16 protein-coding genes are annotated in these 16,243 nt (G+C 62.8%); 11 read left to right on the forward strand and 5 right to left on the reverse strand.

Annotation, left to right across the window (positions count from 1 at the left end; all coding sequences use genetic code 11):
* Positions 1-150: 150 nt before the first annotated feature.
* The 4 genes from AC3WLB_RS22325 (at position 151) to AC3WLB_RS22340 (ending at position 4,744) form a co-directional block, all read left to right on the forward strand.
* The gene (locus tag AC3WLB_RS22325) at positions 151-774 is read left to right on the forward strand and encodes a TetR/AcrR family transcriptional regulator (RefSeq protein ID WP_492509841.1); all 624 of its coding nucleotides are present in this window, start codon (positions 151-153) and stop codon (positions 772-774) included.
* Entirely contained in the window at positions 771-2,465 is a 1,695-nt protein-coding gene (locus tag AC3WLB_RS22330) for an MDR family MFS transporter (RefSeq protein ID WP_492509843.1), read from the forward strand. The genes AC3WLB_RS22325 and AC3WLB_RS22330 overlap by 4 nt, the downstream gene beginning before the upstream one ends.
* A 154-nt stretch (positions 2,466-2,619) precedes the next feature.
* Positions 2,620-4,290, forward strand: a complete 1,671-nt coding sequence (locus AC3WLB_RS22335; protein WP_492510007.1) for a DHA2 family efflux MFS transporter permease subunit — start codon at positions 2,620-2,622, stop codon at positions 4,288-4,290.
* Positions 4,280-4,744, forward strand: coding sequence for a MarR family winged helix-turn-helix transcriptional regulator (locus AC3WLB_RS22340; RefSeq protein ID WP_492509845.1), 465 nt, complete (start codon positions 4,280-4,282; stop codon positions 4,742-4,744). The genes AC3WLB_RS22335 and AC3WLB_RS22340 overlap by 11 nt, the downstream gene beginning before the upstream one ends.
* Positions 4,745-5,182: 438 nt before the next feature.
* Here AC3WLB_RS22340 and AC3WLB_RS22345 read toward each other — a convergent pair whose 3' ends face one another.
* The 3 genes from AC3WLB_RS22345 to AC3WLB_RS22355 are packed head-to-tail and all read right to left on the reverse strand — an operon-like array spanning position 5,183 to position 6,997.
* Positions 5,183-5,548: a ubiquitination-like system serine protease family protein gene (locus AC3WLB_RS22345; RefSeq protein WP_492509847.1), complete on the reverse strand. Its 366-nt coding sequence runs from the start codon at positions 5,546-5,548 to the stop codon at positions 5,183-5,185.
* Positions 5,549-5,559: 11 nt separating this feature from the next.
* Entirely contained in the window at positions 5,560-6,756 is a 1,197-nt protein-coding gene (locus AC3WLB_RS22350) for a DUF6791 domain-containing protein (RefSeq protein ID WP_492509849.1), read from the reverse strand.
* Positions 6,731-6,997, reverse strand: coding sequence for a multiubiquitin domain-containing protein (locus AC3WLB_RS22355; protein ID WP_492509851.1), 267 nt, complete (start codon positions 6,995-6,997; stop codon positions 6,731-6,733). Before AC3WLB_RS22355 ends, AC3WLB_RS22350 begins: the two co-directional genes overlap by 26 nt.
* A 151-nt stretch (positions 6,998-7,148) precedes the next feature.
* On the opposite strand from AC3WLB_RS22355, the gene AC3WLB_RS22360 reads away from it, so the two are divergent.
* Complete coding sequence (locus AC3WLB_RS22360) at positions 7,149-7,505, forward strand: helix-turn-helix domain-containing protein (protein WP_492510009.1); 357 nt, start codon at positions 7,149-7,151, stop codon at positions 7,503-7,505.
* Positions 7,505-8,068 (forward strand): ImmA/IrrE family metallo-endopeptidase, encoded by a 564-nt coding sequence (locus AC3WLB_RS22365; RefSeq protein WP_492509853.1) that lies wholly within the window; start codon positions 7,505-7,507, stop codon positions 8,066-8,068. Before AC3WLB_RS22360 ends, AC3WLB_RS22365 begins: the two co-directional genes overlap by 1 nt.
* A gap of 133 nt (positions 8,069-8,201) precedes the next feature.
* On the opposite strand, the gene AC3WLB_RS22370 is transcribed toward AC3WLB_RS22365, so the two are convergent.
* Complete coding sequence (locus tag AC3WLB_RS22370) at positions 8,202-8,378, reverse strand: hypothetical protein (protein WP_259536890.1); 177 nt, start codon at positions 8,376-8,378, stop codon at positions 8,202-8,204.
* Positions 8,379-9,077: 699 nt separating this feature from the next.
* On the opposite strand from AC3WLB_RS22370, the gene AC3WLB_RS22375 reads away from it, so the two are divergent.
* From AC3WLB_RS22375 to AC3WLB_RS22395, 5 genes are all read left to right on the forward strand, one after another.
* Positions 9,078-9,308, forward strand: coding sequence for a hypothetical protein (locus AC3WLB_RS22375; protein WP_368499913.1), 231 nt, complete (start codon positions 9,078-9,080; stop codon positions 9,306-9,308).
* A gap of 314 nt (positions 9,309-9,622) precedes the next feature.
* A complete protein-coding gene (locus AC3WLB_RS22380; protein WP_492509856.1) occupies positions 9,623-10,630 on the forward strand; it encodes a hypothetical protein in 1,008 nt (335 codons plus the stop codon).
* A 665-nt stretch (positions 10,631-11,295) separates the two neighbouring features.
* Complete coding sequence (locus AC3WLB_RS22385; protein WP_492509858.1) at positions 11,296-12,000, forward strand: hypothetical protein; 705 nt, start codon at positions 11,296-11,298, stop codon at positions 11,998-12,000.
* A 55-nt stretch (positions 12,001-12,055) separates the two neighbouring features.
* Positions 12,056-14,002: a type IV secretory system conjugative DNA transfer family protein gene (locus AC3WLB_RS22390; RefSeq protein WP_492509860.1), complete on the forward strand. Its 1,947-nt coding sequence runs from the start codon at positions 12,056-12,058 to the stop codon at positions 14,000-14,002.
* A gap of 98 nt (positions 14,003-14,100) precedes the next feature.
* A complete protein-coding gene (locus tag AC3WLB_RS22395) occupies positions 14,101-14,808 on the forward strand; it encodes a DUF3800 domain-containing protein (protein ID WP_492509862.1) in 708 nt (235 codons plus the stop codon).
* Between the two features lie 427 nt (positions 14,809-15,235).
* On the opposite strand, the gene AC3WLB_RS22400 is transcribed toward AC3WLB_RS22395, so the two are convergent.
* On the reverse strand, positions 15,236-16,183 hold the full coding sequence (locus AC3WLB_RS22400; protein WP_492509864.1) for a hypothetical protein: 948 nt from the start codon (positions 16,181-16,183) through the stop codon (positions 15,236-15,238).
* Positions 16,184-16,243 lie beyond the last annotated feature (60 nt).

The following is a 16,243-nucleotide window of genomic DNA, read 5'->3' on the forward strand; positions in this document are numbered from 1 at the left end:
TGGCGGAAGACTCGGCATTCGTGGTTTCCCAGGAACCCTATCGGCGACTCGTATCCGAGAGCCCTCGGCTTTGTGCGCGATAGCTCGACGTTTGCTGCGCATATGCAAACTTGCCTGTCCGCAACTTTGCGGGTGTGCAATGATTTAGCCATGGCTGAACAATTAGGGCTCCGCGAGCGTAAGCGTCTCGAGACCCGCGCGCGCCTCGAAGAGGCGGCCGTGGGCTTGGTTATCGAACGCGGACTTGAGAACGTGACCGTTGACGCGATTAGTGATCGGGCTGACGTCTCTCCGCGAACCTTCTTCAATTATTTTGACAGCAAAGAGGATGCGATCCTCGGGCTGTATGACTTCGATCTGACTGATGAGACGATGCGCCAGCACGCGGCCCGCTACGACGGCAGCGACCTGGTCACCTCGGTTGTCGGCCTGTTGTTCGCCGCGCTCGGAAGCTCGATCATCGACTCGACGATGCGCGCCCGGCGTATGCAGGTTGTGAAAACGCATCCGGAACTTCTCGAACGGCACATCGTGCTGATGACGCGCATGGGTGAGAAGCTTACCGCCGCCATCGAGACTCTTGCCCGACAGGCCGCGCCCGCAGACTCCTCCGGCGATTCGTTTGCCTGGTCGGAGCTTCTGCTTTCCCTCTGCGGCGGAGCCGTGCGCTTCGCCGTGAAGGAATGGATTGCCGGTGGCAGCACCGAATCAACCGACCTATTGGAACCGCGAGCCGTCGAGCTCGTCAGAGAGGTATTGAAGAAACTCGCATGAGCGCATCCACACCAGCCACGTCCGTCGTGACACCCGCCGTAGGCCACGATCCGGCAAAGCGCCACATCCTGCTGGTCTTCGCGGGCCTGATGGTCACGATGCTCCTAGCATCGCTGGATCAAACCATCTTTTCGACGGCCCTCCCCACGATCGTGGGTGAGCTCGATGGCGTCGACCACATGCTGTGGGTCACCACCGCCTACATTCTCGCTTCAACCATCATGCTTCCGGTCTACGGCAAGCTCGGTGACCTCATCGGCCGCAAAGGCCTGTTCATCGGGGCGATCTCGTTGTTCATTGCGGGCTCCATCGTGGGCGGCCTCGCGCCGGACATGACCTGGCTGATCACCGGCCGGGCCATCCAGGGTCTCGGCGGCGGCGGTCTCATGATCTTGTCGCAGGCGATCATCGCCGATGTTGTTCCCGCTCGAGAGCGTGGAAAGTACATGGGCATCATGGGCGGTGTCTTCGCCCTGTCCTCCGTGGCCGGTCCACTGTTGGGCGGCTGGTTCACTGAGGGCATTGGGTGGCGCTGGGCGTTCTGGATGAACCTGCCGCTCGGCGCGCTCGCGATCCTCACGGCCGTGTTCTTCCTGCGTCTGCCGAAGGTCAGCAACGCCACGAGGCCGAAGCTCGACTTCGCCGGCATGGGGCTCCTGGCAATCGCCTCGACCTGCCTGGTGCTCGTCACCACCTGGGGTGGAACCACCTATGACTGGGATTCGTTCACGATCATTGGCCTGATTATCGGCACCGTTGTCGCCGCTGTCGCGTTTGTCATGGTCGAACGGCGCGCCGCCGAGCCGATCATGCCCCTGCACCTGTTCAAGGACCGCAACTTCAACCTCACGACCGTGGCTGGCCTTATCACCGGAATCGCGATGTTCGGCGCGCTCGCCTACATCCCGACTTACCTGCAGATGGTGACCGGTGCGAATGCCACCGAGGCCGGTTTCCTGATGATCCCCATGATGGCGGGCCTGCTCGTCGCCTCGATCGTCTCCGGCCAGCTGGTCTCCCGCACTGGGCGTTACAAATGGCTCCCGATCACCGGAACGATTATCGTCGCCGGCGCCCTGACCTTGATGTCGACCATGACGCCGACCACACCGATCCCGCTGCTCTGCGCCTACCTCGCCCTCATGGGCGTCGGCCTCGGCATGAGCATGCAGATCCTGATCCTGATCGTGCAGAACTCGTTCCCTGTGAAAGAGGTCGGCACGGCGACCGCATCGAACAACTACTTCCGCCAGATCGGCGCATCGCTCGGCTCCGCGATCGTGGGAAGCCTGTTCGTCGCCAAGCTCACGGGGCTACTGTCCGAGCGCATGCCAACCGGCGCGGGTGGCGCATCCGGAGACGGCTCCAACTCTTTCACTCCCGCAATCGTCAAGCAGCTGCCGGCGGAACTGAAGGACGTCATCATCGGCTCGTACAACGACGCGCTCACTCCGGTTTTCCTCATGATGGTTCCGCTCGTTCTCATCGCCGTCGTCTTGCTCTTCTTCGTGAAGGAGAAGCCGCTGGCCACAACGATCGAACGTGACATTCCGGCCGAGAGCCTCGAGATCGATGGAGCGAACCATGTCTGGCTGGCCGACGGCGCCAAGGCCGCTGGCACACACGTGGGGGACGCTGACGAGCTGGCAGCCGCGAACGACGGCGATCGGGAGCCTGGCGCGCGAGGCTGACACCATCCACCACAGGGCGGTCGGTCACATGACCGACCGCCCTGGAATTCGCATGGTGATACTGTCTGGGTCGCAGGACTATAGTTGACTTTGGTCACCTATTCGGTTGACCGCTGTCAACCAATTGAATGGATGTGTCGTGACGTCGGCCCCTATGCCTCTCGAGAAACGCACCAATCGCCAGATCCTGATTGCCCTGTCCGGTCTCGTCATGGGGATGTTCGTCGCTGTACTCTCGGGCACGGTCGTCTCGACCTCCCTGCCGCGCATCATCTCCGACCTCAACGGCGACCAGACCGCGTACACCTGGGTGATCACGGCGAGCCTGCTCGCGACCGCTGTCTCGACGCCCATCTGGGGCAAGCTCAGCGACCTGCTCGACCGCAAGCTGCTGCTCCAGCTGTCGCTGATCCTGTTCGTCGTGGGAACCGCCATCGCTGGTTTCGCCCAGGACACGACGATGCTGATCGCCTTGCGGGTGGTGCAGGGTATCGGTGCCGGCGGGCTCATGTCGCTGGTTTTCGTCGCGATCGCGCTGATCATCAGTCCGCGCGAGCGCGGCAAGTACATGGGCCTCGTGGGAGGCGTCATGTCGCTCGCGACGATCGGAGGCCCACTCATCGGCGGCGTGCTCACCGACGCCTTCGGCTGGCGGGCGAACTTCTTCGTCGGCATCCCGTTCGCCATCGCCGCGATCATCATCATCCAAAAGACCCTCCACCTGCCCCGCAGCACGCGCACCACGGTGAGCATCGACTACCTCGGCGCAGCACTGCTCACCATCGGCGTGTCCGTGCTGCTGATCTGGGTGTCCCTCGGCGGCAATCAGATCGAGTGGGATTCGATGGGAAGCTACGTCATGCTCGGTGGCGGCGTGCTTGCGCTGCTGGCTTTCGTGTTCGTGGAGTTCAAAGTCAAAGAGCCCATCATCCCGATGACGCTGTTCAAGAACCGCACGTTCACGATGGCAGTCGTGGCCAGCATCGCCGTGGGCGTGTCGATGTTCGCTTCCGCGGTCTTCCTGGCCCAGTACTTCCAGCTCGCCCGCGGGGCCAACCCGACCGAATCGGGTCTGCTCACCATCCCCATGGTGCTGGGGCAGATCCTCGCCTCGATCGTGGTCGGCCAGATCATCAGCCGGTGGGGGAAGTGGAAGCGCTGGATGATCATCGGCTCTGTTCTGAACCTGGTCGGCGTCACTCTGATGTCGACGATCCGCTTCGACACGGACTTCATCCTGGTTGCCCTCTACATGATCATCCTCGGTGCGGGATTGGGCATGGTGATGCAGAACCTCACGCTCGTCGTGCAGAACGACACCCCCGTCGCGCAACTCGGCGCCGCCAGCGCCAACGTCAACTTCTTCCGCTCCGTGGCCGGCGCGATCGGCGTTACGGTGATGGGCAGCATCCTCGCCAGCCAGGTGGGAACCCACCTCTCGTCGTCGCTCAGCGAGTTCGTGCCGACGTCACAGGCCGAGGTCGATGCGCTCGGCACCCTGGCGTCCGGGACCGTCCCGCATGTCGCTGAGTTGCCTGACGCCATCCGGGTCATCGTCGAGGGAGCATACGGGCTCGGGATCGGCGAGGCGTTCCTCGTGGCGGTGCCACTCGCGGTGCTCAGTCTGCTGGCCATCATCTTCCTGCCCAACAAGTCCCTCTCCACCAAATCCGCGACCGAGACGTTGGCCGAACAGGCCGAGGAATCCGCCATCGGCCTGGCCGAGGCGGAGATCGGCTCTCCGATCACCGGGTCGATCGATCTCATCGAGGGGAGCCGTGAGGAACGCGAACACTCGAGAGGGTCTGCACGCGATGACGGTTGACGTCGGACTCGTCGCTCTGTCGACGGGGATGGATGCGGCGATCGCGGACGTCGAGCAAGAACTCGCCTTCGCGACCGGTCGAGCCCGGCAGCTGTGGAAGGAGGCGGCGATCCGTGTCCATCCGGAACTGCAGCCGGCCGGTTACAAGCTGCTGCGCACAGTCATCCACCTGGAGGGAGCGAGCGGACACATCTTGGCTGCCACGCTTGAGATGGACAAGAGCGTCATCAGCCGCCAGGCGCGCCTCCTCGAAGCCTGGGGTTTGATCACCACACGCAAGGACGATACCGATCGCCGTGCACGCATCCTCCAAGCCACCCCCTACGCGATCGAGCGGGTGAAGTCCGTCAGGGCCGAGCAACGAGGGCGACTCCACGACTACCTGCAGAGCCGCCCTGAAGACGAGGTGCGGGGGTTCGCCACCCTGCTCCGGGTCCTCAACGAAGGCCTCTGAGCCGAATCATTGAGCTTCCCCCTGACACGGGATGAATGTTCGGTGTTTCGCCAGACCGTGCCGTCACAGGCCAAGCGACCTCGGGAGGAAAGCCACTGACGGACAGCAGCTTTTCCTCCCGACGTGGTCGCTTACGCTATAGACCCGCCGATCGCGTTGACATCGCGTACGAGACACGCGTCTGCAGGATTCTTAACATCAATGTTTCAGAGGAGGCTGTGGCCACGTTGGCGGCGTGAGCGCATACGCCAACCGCAGCTAACAAATTTGCTCTGCCGGTCGGCCATTTACCGCCGCCTGATATCGGTCGTTCTTGGCTGGGGCTCACAGGAGTGGTCGGCCAAGCGCGCCTTCGATGTCTCGTAAATCTTTTGTTTTCTGAGACCTGATCAGTGCCCTGAATAGTGCACCTCGGCGGGCCGTCCCAGCCGGATAGCACTAACTGCGGTGAAACAGTCGCTGCCACCACTTCCGCCGTACCGGGGGCCGTTGCGCTTCGAGTACGCGCTCATCTGCGGTTTGATTGCGGCGGATCTCGTCATGAGAAAAGTCGCGCGCCCATCGAATGCTCCCATGGTCAATTACGTAGTGCGATTGGCATGGAAGCGTCCAGCTGCCGATCGATGGCCAGAGGGAGGCGGACCCGTCGAAGGTCAGCACCCACTGGGCTGGCGAGAGTGGTGTGATTACCTCTCGCCCGCATCCACAAGCGCAGCTGTGGGCGGCGGTCGAGAAGTGTGATGAGACATAAAGCACTTCTAGCTCCAGCTGCTGAGGGAATGACTTAACGAACTGAACGTCCATTTGGCTCGCCCTCACGCCTGAACCTCCTTGGTGTCGGTGTTCGCGTTGCTGATGCCGTTCCGGATCGTGCCAGAGAAGAGTTTGTAAACGGATTCGCCGATGGAATCAGCGCTTGCGTAGTATCCCAGGCGCTTTTTCCAGTTGACGACAGCGAGCATCGCGTTCAGGCTATTCAAGTCGGCAACCTGGATGTTGCGGTCGTATTCGTTGGGGCCGCCGGGCGACGCGGAGGTGGTCTGCTCAGCAGCTTCCGGATAGTGGTTGACTACTGCGAGGAGTCCGGAGAGGTGACCGTCTTCGTCTCGGATTCCCATGCCGACTTCGATCGCGGGGATTCGCCGCTCTCGAAGCCAGGTCAAGATCAACGGCTTCTCGTTCGCGTCGGCCGCAGCCATGAAAACGAACGTGCATGAACTGAGATCATCGAGGTTCTCGGCGTTGACAAACACCGGGTGCGCGCTGATTCCAGTGTGCATATGGGAGTACTGGCGCGCGAAGTAGTCCGCCTTATTGGGTCGCAACTGCAGCTCCGCTACATCCGCGGCACCGGGAGCCCTATAAGCATTGTGGTTGTCGAACGTGTCGCCGTCGAAGAGGTCGATCGCATCGACCCAGGTCTTCGCAACCTGATCGAGGATGTAACTGCCGGTTCCGCCAAGTCCGATGATCCCGATGCGCTGGCCGCGGAATACAGCGTTCATTTCCGCAAGGCCTGCGCGTGCTGTGCCAGTGTCGGGATAGACGAAGGGCAGGTCATCAGGGATCTCCGTCCAGCCGGCGCCAGGCGTAGCGGTCACGGCCCCATCGAGAAGTTTTGCGGGGTGGCTGAGGACGCGAACGTACGAAGTGACCTTGTCGTAGACAGAGTCGAATGTGCCCGTGTTTCTTGGCTTACTGGAGATCATGAAATCCGCGATGAGTTGAGGCGTAATCGCATGTGGCTCGGGTGAGGGTCCAGGTAACGGATCGCCGAGTTCGTCGCACGGCTGCTGGCCAATAAACCAAATCCTGTGGTCTCCGGCGCCGTCCTGGACGAGAGTTCCACTCAAAACAATGGGTAGGGCGAGCCGCCCGTACGCCACGACCTTGTCCGCCGTCACGTACGGAACGTGCTCGACGATCAGATGGTTCCCTTCCACCGTCAGGCAGAAGTCCTCATCGAGCAAACGCCTCGTGGAGGGGTCAGCTGCGAACAGTGACGTAGACATCGAAGACCATGTCCTTCTTCACGTTGACCTTGCCACCCGGCTGGAGAGCGCCAGCTCCGCCGCCGTTGTGCCCACGCGCATACTCCACACGCACGACGTCCCCGTCATTGAGGGGCTCATTCGGGAAAGCGAGCGCATAGACCTGTTCGAACGAGATCTCCTTCTGATCCCAACCAAACTCACGCGTGTTGACGAAGATCATCGTCGCCGGCTTGCCAGGCGCCTTGTCTTGCTCGTTCATGTTCATTCTCCTTCGGCGCTGCCTATGCCCGAACCAAACGCGCCACATGCGGTACGGTGCTCGAAATGTCGAGCAGTAGTAGACTATCACGTGTGATCTACATGTCGAGCAGTGTGCGAAAAGCGAGGCGCCGGTGACCGAGGAACTGAAGGTGGACGTCCAGTTGCTTCATTCCGCATTAGATAGAGCGCGGGAGAGCCGCGGTCTATCTTGGCGGCAGCTGGCAAAGGAGATAGGCGTGAGCGCTTCCACAATCTCTCGCATGGCGAATGGTCTGAAGCCAGATCTAACTGCTTTCGCCGCCATGACAATGTGGTTGAAGATGCCCGCTGAAGACTTCTATGTCGGTGGCGCCGCCTCTGGAGAGCAACCGGACCTGGTTGCCCAGCTAGTGCCACTCCTGCGCGCACGGAAAGATCTCACCAGTAGCGACGTCGATTATCTTGAGGATGTCATTGCAGCTGCGGCTCGCAGATTCCGTGCAGGAAACGAATCACGGAGTAACTAGTGATCCGTTGGACCCAGAAGCTCATGCGTGAGGTAGCGCAGGAGGAGCGCCAGGCGCTGGGCCTTGTCCCTACCGACAAGTTCGACCCTTATGAACTGGCCGCAGAACACGGTATTCCTGTCTATTCGCTGTCGGAGCTGGTGGGCTGGGATCTCAGTGAAGAGGCGCACGATCACTTCTTTACGAATAGGACAGGTAACTGGTCGGCGGCGCTTGTTCCCCTAGGCCGGGGCCGGCTAATCGTGGAGAACGACGGGCACGCGGAGGTGCGGCGTCGAGCGAGTATCGCCCATGAGCTTGGGCACCATCTGTTGGAGCACGAATTCAGTGAAGCCCTGATGGGGGACCATAATCTGCTATTCGACGCCGCTAAAGAGAAGCAGGCGACGTTCATGGCTGGTGAGCTGCTTGTGCCGGACTCTGCGGCGTTCAAGGCAGCCTATGCGGGATGGAGCAATGCGGAAGTCGCCCATAGTTACGGCGTCAGCGAGCAATTTGCTCAAATGCAGATGAAAGGGCCGCGAGTTGTAGCTCAGCGCTCGGCGAAGAAAGTGGGCGCATAGGGGCGGTTCTCCGCTTGACTTCTCTTTACATAACGTCCATTATCCGCTATATCGCGACTGTTCTAAAACAGTCGTTAGAGCTGATTTTGGGCAGACTCCTCCCTACCCAGGGAGGATGCGATTTTCGAGAGCGCTACGCCTTGGGCGTGCGGCGCAGCAGGTTGGCGAACCCGTTGACGATCATCGTGATGCGCTTCGCCGGCTTGTCGCTCTTGCCGAGGATCGTGATGTACACGAGGGGTGCGAAAACGAGCGCGATCAGGATGTTGGGGTTCACCTCCCCGAGCTTCTCGAGCAGCAGGTCGAGCATTCGAGCCTCCGCTGGGTGAGGGCGCGCGAGCGCGCCGGTGACACCACGCCTGGTGACGTGGTGAGCTGGAGCTGCGGACGAGCCGCAGCAGGGTGTCTGAACAAGGAGGGGGCCGAGAGAGCGGATGGTGCTCAATCTGGGCATAAAAAAAGCCGGATAAGAATCCGGCGGCCTGGCGCGCACATAACAGGCACTTTCGAGTCTGAGTGTCACATGCCGGGGCTGTCAAGCCCGTTCGGACAGTGTTTCCGGGCAAGAAAAAAGCCCCGAACAAGTTCGAGGCACAGCCTTAGAGCGCATGGGCAGTCTAGCTCGGTAGCCGCGCACGGGATGAGCGACACGCCAAACGAGAAATGCCCCGGAATCCTCCGAGGCGCGGCCCTAGTGGGCAACAGCCTAGCGACTCGAAGCCTCGAATGATCACCGCGAAGACGATCCAGCTCGCGCAGCTGCAGCCTTGGCTGCCGTTGATGATCCCCCTGGGCTCTAGGACTCGCGCAAAGGACTGTCTCGTCTGTGTCCGCTGGGATGATCAGTACGGAATCGATCAGTTTCAGAGGTTCCGGGTCGACCAGACTGCGTTCGAGTAGCAACGAGAATCCCGCTGTCATGCACGGGCGGCCGGAACTTTAAAGCTAGATCTAGCATCAGTGGCGTGTCAGACGTGGTTAAGGCTAGATACATCTCTAGCCTCAGTCTATGGCTCCCCGTCGATTACCTCGTGGCACACGAGTGGATGCGGTGTCGCTCGGCTACAAGATCGAGCGGCCGCAGAAAGAACGCCTAGACGCGATCGCCCGCAATGCCGGCGTATCCAGTGCAGTTCTGATCGAGAAGATGATCGATCACCTGGAGCTGACTGACCAGGGCATCCCCGTTTGGTGGGAGCCCCTTCCGCGCGATGGGGAGTTGCCTATCGACTCGGCTTAACGAGAGAGGCCCGCCAGAGGCGGGCCCGAAGCTCTGGCTCCCTACCTCGGGAAAGTTTGGCGACTGACGAGGTGTGGAGCAATCCCAGTACAAGAACCCGGTAGAGCCGGGAGGCTCTTCCGCGTCTTCAAGGAGACGTGTCGATCGTACCTCACGTGGGACTTACAGTCCCGTTTTCGCGCGCAAACACGCCTGTCGGCGTGTCAGATCACTTCGACGACCCGATTTCGGGGCCACAGGATGCCCCAGGAGCGACGAGTCCGAGGCGGTCGGGCTCATGGAGCCTGGAGGCCCCTCCGGGGGCGTATGCGGCTGTGCCGGCCTGGACGAGCGGCGCCGCGTGGTTCGATGCGGTGATGGATGCTTTGCGCACTCCGGAGGGTGAGGAGCTGCGCCGGCGGGTGTCGATCGCGCCGGACACGCTGCTGCGGATTGCCCACGCGGATATGCTCGCGGCCGACGTCGACACGGGCCGCGGTGTGAGTACCGCGCACGAGACGGTGGCCGAGGTGACAGGGGTGTGTAAGAAGACGGTGCAGCGCGCCCGGGGGCTGCTGGAAGCGCTCGGGCTGGCCGTGACTGTCGTGGAGGGCCGCTACCTCACTGTGGCCGAGCGTGAGGCCGCGCAGGGCGCTCACGGGGGGCGTCAGATCAAGGCTGCGTCGGTGCGTGCGCTGACGATGCCGAAACGGTGGGCTGTGGAAAATGTCCATCTACCCCGTAGGGGTGACCTTGGTGTTAAAGCTCCTGATTTAGAAGTTAAACCAACGCGCGCAAGCGCGCGCGAGTCGGCCGCTTCGCGACCTCCAGCAAAGACGAAAGGATCACCCCGCCACGGATTCCAGAGGTCGGGTCAGCCGAGGTCGATTGGTGTGCAGCGGTTTGCTGCAGGGCTGGTGGCGCGGATGCGGTGGTTGGCGGATGGGCGGCATATCGGTCAGGTGTGCGCGATGCTCGAGCGCTGCGAGATCGACCCGGACAGGTGGACGATCGACGCATTCATGGATGCTCTCGCCACGGGCAACAAGCGTGCAGGCTTCACCGTCGCGGAGCCTGCCGGGCAGCGTGATCCGGTGGCGTATCTGGGGTGGCAGATCAAGAATGCGATCGACCCGAACGAGCCGACGCCGGCCGAGGAAGCGCAGCTCCGGGCGATCCAGGCGCGGGCCGAGCTGGAGGCCCGCCGGCGCGAACGCGAGGTCGAAGAAGTACGGTGGGCGTCCCGCGACCAAGCTGCGATTGACGAGGCGATCGCCGCGATGCACGAGCAGCAGCGATCGTGGGAACGTGCCCGCCCGCATCCGGGCGGAGGTGCCAAGTGAGCGCACGAGCTTTCACCTCAGCTGCAAGGTGCTCAGTAGACAGTCGGCGCCAGCGGTTACGGAGCCGATCGGATGTCGTGAGAGGCGACCCGGTTCGTCGACGTCGAGCTGCAGCCGAGGCGACTGCCTCACGGGCGTGGCCACGTGCTCGAGCACGGTGCGGTGAGGGGTTTGAATCCAGCGTCGGGTCGCCTATCGTGCAGGGAACGGCTTCTGAATGCCGAGCCCACGCCGCATAGCGCCGGCCACACACCCCCAGCAGGGCGGTTCGTAAACCTATTCACCGAGCGCGAATAGGTTGGCGAACGGTTAGGGCCTGTTTTCCCGCACCACTCCACCACCCCCGGGCTGTGCCCGCTTCCCAACCTCCCCCAACTCAGCGATGCAGATTTGATGGAGGTTGGGAAGTAAAGGGGGTGGTGGAGTGGTGCGGGAAAACAGAGAGAAAAAGAAAAGAGTAAGTGAAAGTGAATAGGTAGTGGTGGGGGTGGTGGAGTAGTGAGTTTGTGGTTCTTCGGATGATGGCGTGCGGGGTGTGCGGGCTGAGTTCGAAGAGAGAGCGTGGTGCTGCTGCGGTGACGCGGTGTGACTCGTTTAGGGGGTGTTTGTTCAACGGTTGTCGCGGGCGCAACGTAGGGTCGAATTGAAAGGCTCTAGGGGGTTGTATGCGGTTGACCGAGCGGGATGAGCAGATGTTGGCGTGGCTGGATGTGGTCCGGTTGTGCGATATGGATGCGATCCGGTTCGCGCTTGGAGGCTTGTCTGGGGCGGGTGAGCCGGTGAGTTTGCGGAAGGCTCAGCAGTGGGTCGCGAGGGTCGCTGAGGTCGGTTTGGTCGACCGGCAGCGGCTCACGTTCCGGGATGGGTCGATCGTGTGGGCGACGCATCAGGCGACCGGGAAAGCGGCCCCGAATCTGTACAGGCAGACGACGCGGCACGAGATCGTGGTGGCGTCGGCCGCGGCCCGGTTCCTGTGTCGCGGCTACAGCTGGGAGCGTGACCGGAAACCTCAGAATAGGAACGATCACCAGGCCGATGGTGTCGCCATCCGGGACGGTGTGCGTGAGTTGGTCGAGGTGGAGCTGACGCCGAAGACGGGTGCCCGGTACGGGAAGATCATCGACGATCATGCCCGCCGGCTCGAGCGCGAAGGCTTCGCCCGGGTGATCTACTTCGGCACACCGGTGGCGCTGCGCGCGGCCGGCGCCGACGAACACACCAGAGCACTCGGATCGCTCCGCACTAGGTTCCTGTGGCTGCCACTCTTGGACGCTCGTGGGCAATGGCCGAAGGACGACGCGGCGGCCTGGCAGACGATCGCAGATCAGGCCGTGGCCGTCGAACTGGAAGGCGCGCGTTCGAGTCATTGACACCTACGTGTCAACGACCGCGGCGCACCGATGACCCGATGAAGGGGACACGAGGATGAGCAACCCGCAACAGACCGACCAGCCCCAAAGCGACCCGGGCGGCGACGCCCTCACTGCCGTCGTCGCGCTCGCGTTCAAGGTGGTGCTGGCGCTCCTGTTGCTGCCGCTGTTGGTGCCGTTGATTGTGGTGGCGGTGTCGGGTGAGATCGTTGCGACCAAGACCCGGTTCTGGATCGTCTCGCCCTGGCGGTGGGTACTCAACACCGTCGGCGTGCTCCTGGTCGTCGCCCTCCTCACGGTGGAGGTGGTGCTGCTGGCCGGGTGGTTCAGCTCCGGCCAGGCCGAGGCCTTCCGCAGCTCCCCCGACTGGGGCGATCAGATTCTCCCGACGTTCCTGCCGTGGGCTGTCGCCAACCTCGCCTCCGGCGTGTTCCTGATCCCGGTCGCGATGTCGGTCCACCGCCGCCGGATCGCCCGCCGGGTGCGCACCCGCCGCATTTCGGACGTGCTGCGGCAGACCCAGATCGAGCAGGCCCGGAAGCGTGCCGCGGACGCGGCCGCAGCGCGCCGGGTTGGTGTGCAGCTCGACGCCGAAACCGGCGCCATCGCCGGCACCTCCGACAAAGCCCTCACCGCTCCCCTGCCCGGCCCACACGGCCGGCAGGGGTTCGGGTTCGTGTCACGCGCGACGGTCAGGAACCTCGCGGAACGGTTCTACGACGTGCGCCGGGTGCGGGATTGGACCGACGACGAGGGCAAGCTGATGATGCTCCCCGCGGACGCGGCCAGCGTGCGTGCGCTGCTGATCGCCGAGTCCGGAACCGGGAAGACGGTGCTGTTGTCGGCCCTGATGCTGTGTGCGCTGATGTATGGGTGGCCGGTCGTGTTTATCGACGCCAAGGGCGACCCTGCCGACGCCGAAAAGCTGCAGTCGATCGCCCGATCGTTCGGCCGCACCGCCGAGGTTGGCGGGCCGTGGAATCTGTTCACCGGCACCGCCGACCAGGTGACCTCCAAGCTGATGCGGCTCATGCCACCCCCGGATGGCGCAAACCAGCACTACCTCAACGAAATCCGCGGCGTACTGCAGGTCGTGCAAGCGACGTCGCCACTGGCCAGCGTCGACGACCTCCGCGAACGTCTCACCCGGCCGGAGAACTTCATCGATGACCGCGTCGACCTCGGCATCGTGCTGCACAAGGTTGATCGCGACGGCACCACCGCTGGCGAACGGGCCCTATCGAGTTTGCTCGTGGAGCTCCGCCCGCTGCAGCAGTGGATCGGCCCCGACGGATGGTCCTACGACAACCCGCAGGCTGACATCCGGATCGTGCCCCTCTCCCCCATCAGCGAGACTCAGGCGCGTTTGGGTGATCTGCTGCTGCTCGACCTCCGCAACTACCTCGCCACCCGCCTCGAGCGCCGCGACAAGACCCCCACGCTCGTCGTCGTCGACGAGTTCCCCCAGCTCGTCACCGGCACCACCGACCCCGGCGACACCGCCACGAGCCTGTTTGAGACGGCCCGCAGCGCCGGCATGGGCCTCATCCTCGCCGCCCAATCCGTCGCCGGCCTCTCCCGCGACGAAATCTCCCGCCGCCGCGCCCTCTCCTCCGGGGCCGCACTGATCTTCGGGCGATCCAAAGACCCCGAAGACGTCGTGCAATACGCCGGCACCATCATGCAGATGGAAGCCTCCGGCGCCGCCACCGGTGAAGAGCTGAAATCCGGCCGCGCCCAACACACTTTCCTCGTCCCGCCCCAAGACGTCCGGGAAGCCGCCGATGGTGCCTTTTGGATCATCCAGGCCGGCGGAATCGCTCCGTTCCGAGCGCTCCCCACACGACGAGCCCAGTTCCTCCCCCAGTCGGTGACGACCAACGCGAACATCCCGGCACCAAAAGCAGCGGAAATCGCTGTTGACGAGGCCGACGCGTCGAAGGTCAGCAATGTTGGTCCAGGCCTCGCTGATGCTGGAGGGTCTGATCACAGCGACGCTTAGGCCCACCCTGCCGACTCAAGCCGCGTCTCTCTGATTGTGCAGCGGGTGGGCGCCCTGTATAAGAGGTTTACCCGCCACGAGCGGCAGAATGGGCCGTGATGCTCATTGCCTATGTTGACGAGTCCTACAACAAGGACCATTACTACATTGCCGCCGCAGTGGCCCACCAGGATGCCTGGGACCGAGTCGACGACGGCCTGACACAGATCCGCACAACAACGTCAACGCTGCATGGCACCCCGCCGGACGCTGAGCTACACGGGCACGAGATCATGGGCGGCGCCGGCGAATGGAAACCCCTCCGCGGCAAGCACCGCGAAGCCGCCGGCATCTACCGGGCAGCACTCCGAGTCGCCCGCGATGCGGGCGTTGTGTACCTGTTCCGCGGCTTGGACATCAACCGCCTCAATGCCCGTTACTCCTACCCCGGACAGCCGCACAGCATCGTGTTCGGCCATCTCCTCGAGCGCATCGATGAGTACGCCCGGCGTACCCAGCAAACCGAGCCCGTGATTGTTGTTGCCGACGAAATCGCTACTCAGGACGTCCACAAAAAGCAGTTCGAGAGCTACCAGCAGATCGGCACGCCCGGCTACCGGTCGAGCCAACTCACCCGCATCTCGGCGCCAATCAACTTTGCGTCATCCCGCTCGAGCGCAGGTCTCCAGATCGCTGACCTCGCCGCCTATGTCCACCACCGCCGAAACACGGTGACGGAAACGCACCCGGCGGCGGCCGCGACGATGCGGCGCCTGACCGGTGAGATCGATCTGAACACGGCCCATAACTGGACGTGGATTCCGTAATCGCGGGTTAAAGAACGAAGACCCCGCAAGCGGGGCCTTCGGCTGGCAACGTCCCGGTAACCGGTCCGTCGTACATCAATTCTCTCACTCTCGCCGCCGGCACACAAGCTACTCAAGAGGTACCCCGCTGCTGGCGGGCCATCGCTGGCATCGCGTAGTGCCCGCTGTGAGTAGATCAATGAGGTAGGCACGATTTGCGACCAAGAACCCGGCCTCGCCAAAGGAGGGCAGGCGAGGGCCGGACGTGGTGACGGTGAACGCAGCGATCGACGACACGGAGCGAGCTCACAAAGCCGAATTCGCCGGATTCCGGCGGCACCTGTCAAGTGCCGCCGCCGAGTCCATCCGTTCATCGTCTTCGAACAGTCTCTGCAAAGGCAAACGAAAGCATGATCAAGGAGCGGCTATGAATGTGGGCGGCGGGTGACTAGGACAGGAGCGTATTTCGGGTTACTTGGCAGTGGCCGACGTCGACGGCGGTGAAACCGTTTGTGTTCATGGCTGCGCAGTCCGCGATGACGTTGGGGAAGCCCAGGAACTGGGTTTGTGGCCCGGCTTCAGCGAACTGGCCAGCGGGGTTGTTGGGGGTCTGCTTGCTGCCGTAGACGATGGTGATCGCGAATTTGTCGTCCGGGGGCATGATCCACGCGCTGTCCTGTATTCCGGGTGCAACGGACGCGGAGTTCGGGGAGGAGACCGGTGTGGCGCAGGTTGCCGCGATCACTGGCTCGTTCGGCTGGGACATAGTCGCTGCCCCTACGGCGCCGCCGATGAGTTCGATCGGGCCTGCCCAGGTGAGCCCGTTGACGCTGGGGTATTCGATGATCCCGCTGATTTCCACCGCGTGCGTGAGGTACGTGCTCTGATACTCAAGAGCAGGGCACGCCGAGGTGTCGGGCGCGGATACCTCGGCCCATCCGGTGACGACGACCACGGCTTGGAAGCCATCGCTGTTCGAGATCGGTACGCGAAGCAACTCCGATGGTGCGGGTGCTGCGGTAGCCGCGTCGACGTCGAAGTGGCTACCGAAAATTGCTGAATCGAGCGTCGCGTCGGGATTGGTTGTGCAGTACTGGATCACCGGTCCGGGGCCGTTGGAGAAAGCATCTCTGGTCTCGGCAATCGCCTTGATGGCCTTGGCCTGCTCGTTCACGGAGAGTGCCTTTAGTTCCGCGCAGGTGTTGTTGACGTCCAATATCAGGACACTGGCAGCCTCAGGGGTCGGTGTGCTTGCCGGTTCAGGGGTCGGGCTCGAGCAGCCGGCCAGCACGATCGTCGCCACTACGGCGACCGCCATCGCTGCCTGTTTCGTCCAGATCCGCTTCTTGTTATCGAAGCCGGATGATGTGGTCGTCCACGCGGTCTTCTGCCTCACAATGATTCCCCTCAGAACTACTTGGGAGAATCGTATCGGCGACCAAGTGTCCACACGATG

The organism is Herbiconiux sp. FW305-C-125, assembly GCF_058783455.1.

Bases quoted from the DNA above. Each gene is read 5' to 3' on its own strand.
- AC3WLB_RS22325 (WP_492509841.1), top strand. From the start codon at position 151: ATGGCTGAACAATTAGGGCTCCGCGAGCGTAAGCGTCTCGAGACCCGC.
- AC3WLB_RS22330 (WP_492509843.1), top strand. From the start codon at position 771: ATGAGCGCATCCACACCAGCCACGTCCGTCGTGACACCCGCCGTAGGC.
- AC3WLB_RS22345 (WP_492509847.1), bottom strand. From the start codon at position 5,548: ATGGACGTTCAGTTCGTTAAGTCATTCCCTCAGCAGCTGGAGCTAGAA.
- AC3WLB_RS22385 (WP_492509858.1), top strand. From the start codon at position 11,296: ATGCGGTTGACCGAGCGGGATGAGCAGATGTTGGCGTGGCTGGATGTG.
- AC3WLB_RS22370 (WP_259536890.1), bottom strand. From the start codon at position 8,378: ATGCTCGACCTGCTGCTCGAGAAGCTCGGGGAGGTGAACCCCAACATC.
- AC3WLB_RS22355 (WP_492509851.1), bottom strand. From the start codon at position 6,997: ATGAACGAGCAAGACAAGGCGCCTGGCAAGCCGGCGACGATGATCTTC.
- AC3WLB_RS22395 (WP_492509862.1), top strand. From the start codon at position 14,101: ATGCTCATTGCCTATGTTGACGAGTCCTACAACAAGGACCATTACTAC.
- AC3WLB_RS22350 (WP_492509849.1), bottom strand. From the start codon at position 6,756: ATGTCTACGTCACTGTTCGCAGCTGACCCCTCCACGAGGCGTTTGCTC.
- AC3WLB_RS22340 (WP_492509845.1), top strand. From the start codon at position 4,280: ATGACGGTTGACGTCGGACTCGTCGCTCTGTCGACGGGGATGGATGCG.
- AC3WLB_RS22390 (WP_492509860.1), top strand. From the start codon at position 12,056: ATGAGCAACCCGCAACAGACCGACCAGCCCCAAAGCGACCCGGGCGGC.
- AC3WLB_RS22375 (WP_368499913.1), top strand. From the start codon at position 9,078: ATGGCTCCCCGTCGATTACCTCGTGGCACACGAGTGGATGCGGTGTCG.
- AC3WLB_RS22335 (WP_492510007.1), top strand. From the start codon at position 2,620: ATGCCTCTCGAGAAACGCACCAATCGCCAGATCCTGATTGCCCTGTCC.